This is a genomic window from Streptomyces sp. 15-116A, from assembly GCF_025290915.1.
GTDB lineage: Bacteria > Actinomycetota > Actinomycetes > Streptomycetales > Streptomycetaceae > Streptomyces.
The window spans coordinates 1-4,174 of record NZ_JAOCQE010000409.1 but is presented as its reverse complement, the minus strand read 5'-3'; the positions used below and the strand labels follow the sequence as shown (position 1 = coordinate 4,174).

The following is a 4,174-nucleotide window of genomic DNA, read 5'->3' as shown; positions in this document are numbered from 1 at the left end:
TCCGCATCCCCGCCGACCGCATGATCGGCGAGGAGGGCACGGGCTTCGCCACCGCGATGAAGACCCCCTCCACACCCCCAGCCTCACCCGAACGCACCAAGTCCAAGGCGCCGCAGCAGAAGCCGCCGTCCGCCCCGCAGGCCGCCCCCGCCGGTACGCCCGCCGCGCAGGTCCTGGCGCTCACCAACGCCGAGCGCAGCAAGGCCGGTTGCGGGCCGGTGACCGCCGACAACCGCCTGGCCAGGGCCGCCCAGCTGCACAGCGAGGACATGTCGGCCAACGACTACTTCGACCACACCAGCCAGGACGGCCGCTCCTTCGCCGACCGGGCCAAGGCCCAGGGCTACCCGAGCCCCGGCGCCGAGAACATAGCCCGCGGCCAGAGCTCCGCCGCGTCGGTCATGGACGCCTGGATGAACTCCCCCGGCCACCGCGCCAACATCCTCAACTGCGACCTCAAGACGATGGGCGTCGGCGTCACGACGAACGACTGGACGTGGACCCAGGTGTTCGGCTTCTGACCGCACCGCACCGCACCACCACACACCCGGCAGCCCAACTCCACCCGCACACCGGGTCTTTACTGTGACGTGAATCACCGGGAGAGTACTGAGTGCCCGGCGGGGGACGTTCGCGTACCCCCTGATGAGGGCGGGGCCGAGGATGCGAGGATGAGCCGCCATGAGTCCTGGGTGGGGTGTGCGCACGACACGCGCCGCGGTGTTCGCGGCCGTCTGTGTGCTGCTCGCCGCCCTGGGGCACATCCTCATGTCGGGCACGCCCGTCCCCTGGTGGGCGCTGGGCGCGGCGACCGCGGCGACCGGCAGCGCGGCCTGGTGCCTCGCCGACCGGGAACGCGGACTGTTTCCCGTCTCCGCCGCCGTGGTGACCGTACAGACGGCCCTGCACCTGTGGTTCTCGTACGCGCAGGAGCTGACGCCGGCGACGGTGTCCCTGGGCGGCGGCACGGGTGACGGCACGTCCGCGGCGGGCCCTGCGCATCACATGGCGCACATGGGTCATGCCATGCACTCCATGACCGCCACCGGCTCCGCCCCCCAGCCCATGCCGGGCGGGGAGCACGCCACGGCCGGGATGTCCTCCACGGGCATGCTCGCCGCGCACCTGCTGGCCGCGCTGCTGTGCGGACTGTGGCTCGCGTACGGCGAACGCGCGGCCTTCCGCATCCTGCGGGCCGTCGCCGCCCGGCTGGCAGCCCCGCTGCGGCTGCTCCTCGCCCTGCCCGCACCACGCCCTCGCCTCCGCGTCCGCCGGAGTCATACGACCCGGGCGCCGCGTCGGCTCCTCCTCGTCCACACCCTCACTTCTCGGGGCCCGCCCGCGGGGACCGCTGTTCCCGGAGCTCGCCGAACTCTCCGAACTCTCCGAGCTCTCTGAGACAGCCGGTTCCCCGAGTCGTCCGTGCGTCCTCGCGCCCGGACGCGGCTCGGGCCACGGGCGTGTGCAGCCGTACCCGCATACGCCCGCCACTCTCTGACCATCGCCGGATCCGCCGCGCCCCGCGCGGCCCGTCCGCATGCCCGGACGTCCGGACTCCCGAGAAGGACACCAGGTGCTCCCTCCTGCCCTGTCTGCCGAACCCACGAGAACGCACGACGAGAAGACCTCCGCCGACGAGGCGGCCACGGCCCTGGCACTCGCCGCCCGCGCCGGCGACCCGGCGGCCGTCGAGCAGTTCGTACGCGCCCTGCAGCGGGACGTACGCCACTACGTCACGTATCTCAGCGCCGACCCGCAGGCCGCCGACGACCTCGCGCAGGACACCTTCCTGCGCGCCCTGGGCAGCCTGCACCGCTTCGAGGGCCGTTCCTCGGCCCGTACCTGGCTGCTGGCCATAGCCCGCCGCGCGGTGATCGACAGCCACCGGCGGACCACCGCCCGGCCGCGGCCGGCCGACACCGACGACTGGCAGAGCGCCGCCGAGCGCACCCAGCCCCGCGGCCTCCCCGGCTTCGACGACGGCATCGCCCTCGCCGAACTGCTGCGGGCGCTGCCCGAGGACCGCCGCGAGGCGTTCGTGCTCACCCAGCTCGTCGGACTGCCGTACGCGGAGGCGGCCGAACTCAGCGACTGCCCGGTCGGCACGGTCCGCTCCCGCGTCGCCCGCGCCCGCTCCTTTCTCATCCAGTCCCTGAACGACGCCGAGCGGGCGGAACCGCTGGGCGCCGCGGCATGACGTATACCAAGCTGCGCGAGGTCTTCGCGGAGTGAGACGCCGGGCGCGGGTCACCAAAAGCCCCGCGCCCCTCACCACGTCTCCGAGTCGTCCACCGACTCCCGGGCGGGCCGGGCCCGTGCCGCCCCGCGGTCCGCCGCCCGCAGCCGCATCGCCAGCAGCGGCAGCACCAGTACGGAGATCATCGCGGCGCCCACCAGCGACGCGGCCTCGTCGGAACCGAGCAGCTCCTGGTCCACGCCGATGGTGGTGATCGCGACGACGAGCGGAAGGCACGTCGAGGCGAACAACGCGAGGGCGGCACGGTCCCGGCGGCCCAGGTCCCTCGGCGCGAGCAGGAACACCGGCCCGCCCCGCACCAGCAGGACCAGCAGCAGGAACACCGGCACCAGCAGCAGCGCCACCGGGTCGTGGAGCAGCGCGTCCAGATCGAACTCGATGCCGGTCACGACGTAGAACAGGGGCACCAGGAAGCCGAACCCCATGGCCTCCACCTTGCCCAGCACCTCCCCGCTCGCGGCGGGCACCGCCCGGTGCAGGATGATCCGGGTGAGGACGCCGGCGGCGAACGCGCCGAGCAGCACATCCAGCCCGAACGCCTCGGCCAGGCCCAGCATGCAGGCCAGCAGCAGCATCACGAACCGGACCGCGAACTGGGCGCTGCTGTGCAGGGTCCGCTCGGTCAGCCGCCCGAACCACGGCGGCCGGGGCCGCAGCGCCCACGCCACCGCGAGGCCCGTGATCACCCCGAACGCCACCAGCAGCGCCGCCGACTCGGCCGGCCGGCGCCCGCTGAGCAGCAGCGCCATGGCGACGACGGGACCGAACTCGCCGACCGCTCCGAACGCGGACATCACCGTCCCGAAGCGGCCCTTCAGCTCCCCGCTGTCCCGCAGCATCGGCAGGACCGTGCCGAGCGCGGTACTGGTCAGCGCCGTACCGATGACGAACGCCTCGAACATGTCCCCGCCGCTGATCAGGAACGCCAGCCCGATGCCCAGGCCCAGCGAGACCAGCCACGACCACAGCGAGCGGCGCAGGGTGTCGCCGCGTACCGCCGCGAACTCGATCTCGTAACCGGCGAGGAAGATCAGCATCGACAGCCCGAGGTCGGCGAGCGTGTCGGTCACCTCGTCGGGGTGCGCCCAGCCGAGCACGTCAGGACCGATGAGAATCCCGAGCACCAGCTCGAAGATGACCAGCGGCACCCGCACCCGCCGCCCGGCGGCGAACACCAGCAGCGGCGCGAGCACGGCCGCAGCCATGATCAGCACAAGGGTGCCCGGATGCGTCATGACCCGTCACCCCGCGACATGCCGCCACTCTCACCCACCCGCCGGGCCCGGACGAGCGGACCGGGGCCGACGGAGGGACGCGCGGTCCCGGCTGCCGGGTCAGGACGCGATGAAGCGGGCGATCTGCCCGAGGACGGCCGTGTCGGCGAGGAAGCCGATGTGGGTCTGGCAGAGGACGTTGTTGTTGTCCGCGCCGCTCAGCCGGGTGCTGGTGTACGGGATGATGATGCCGTCGCAGGCCGAGTACCAGGTGGCGTACTCGGTGCTGCCCGGTGTCTCGTCGCCCGCGGTGATCTGGGCGATGAACGACGAGCCGGGGTACATCTGCTGACAGGTCGTGTAGATCAGGCAGGCGGCGGCGTAGGTGGTGCCGTGGTTCGCGCCGGCGATCGAGGCGAGGTGGCTGACGTTGCTGTGCCCGCCGAGCACCTTGAGGTAGTACTGGCTGACCAGGCCGCCCATCGAGTGGTTGACGATCGCGACCTTGCTCGCGCCGGTGCGCGCCTTCACGGTGTCGACGAAGCGGGCGAGGCCCTGCGCGTTGGTGATGTTGTTGCCGTAGGAGTCGTACTCGTAGGCGAACAGGTGGGAACTCGACCAGCCGTTCAGCCGGAAGACGCTCATCGCGGTCGTCCAGTTGGACGCGCTGCCGGTGTAGCCGTGGACGAAGACGACGGGGGTG

Annotated in this window: 5 protein-coding genes; 3 read left to right on the top strand and 2 right to left on the bottom strand. The window is 72.4% G+C overall.

The window, feature by feature from the left end:
• The 3 genes from N4P33_RS33400 to N4P33_RS33390 all read left to right on the top strand — a co-directional run.
• A partial coding sequence (locus N4P33_RS33400; RefSeq protein ID WP_260830682.1) for a CAP domain-containing protein occupies positions 1–521 on the top strand: 521 nt, incomplete at its 5' end.
• A 160-nt stretch (positions 522–681) separates the two neighbouring features.
• Complete coding sequence (locus N4P33_RS33395; protein ID WP_260830681.1) at positions 682–1,398, top strand: hypothetical protein; 717 nt, start codon at positions 682–684, stop codon at positions 1,396–1,398.
• 175 nt (positions 1,399–1,573) lie between these two features.
• A complete protein-coding gene (locus N4P33_RS33390) occupies positions 1,574–2,197 on the top strand; it encodes a sigma-70 family RNA polymerase sigma factor (RefSeq protein ID WP_260830680.1) in 624 nt (207 codons plus the stop codon).
• 71 nt (positions 2,198–2,268) lie between these two features.
• Here N4P33_RS33390 and N4P33_RS33385 read toward each other — a convergent pair whose 3' ends face one another.
• Both N4P33_RS33385 and N4P33_RS33380 read right to left on the bottom strand, forming a co-directional pair.
• Entirely contained in the window at positions 2,269–3,492 is a 1,224-nt protein-coding gene (locus N4P33_RS33385; protein WP_260830679.1) for a cation:proton antiporter, read from the bottom strand.
• A 99-nt stretch (positions 3,493–3,591) separates the two neighbouring features.
• Positions 3,592–4,174, bottom strand: a 583-nt coding sequence (locus tag N4P33_RS33380) for a triacylglycerol lipase (protein ID WP_260830678.1), incomplete at its 5' end; no start/stop codon positions are given.

Coding starts and splice junctions, on each gene's coding strand:
- N4P33_RS33385 (WP_260830679.1), bottom strand. CDS start 3,492: ATGACGCATCCGGGCACCCTTGTGCTGATCATGGCTGCGGCCGTGCTC.
- N4P33_RS33395 (WP_260830681.1), top strand. CDS start 682: ATGAGTCCTGGGTGGGGTGTGCGCACGACACGCGCCGCGGTGTTCGCG.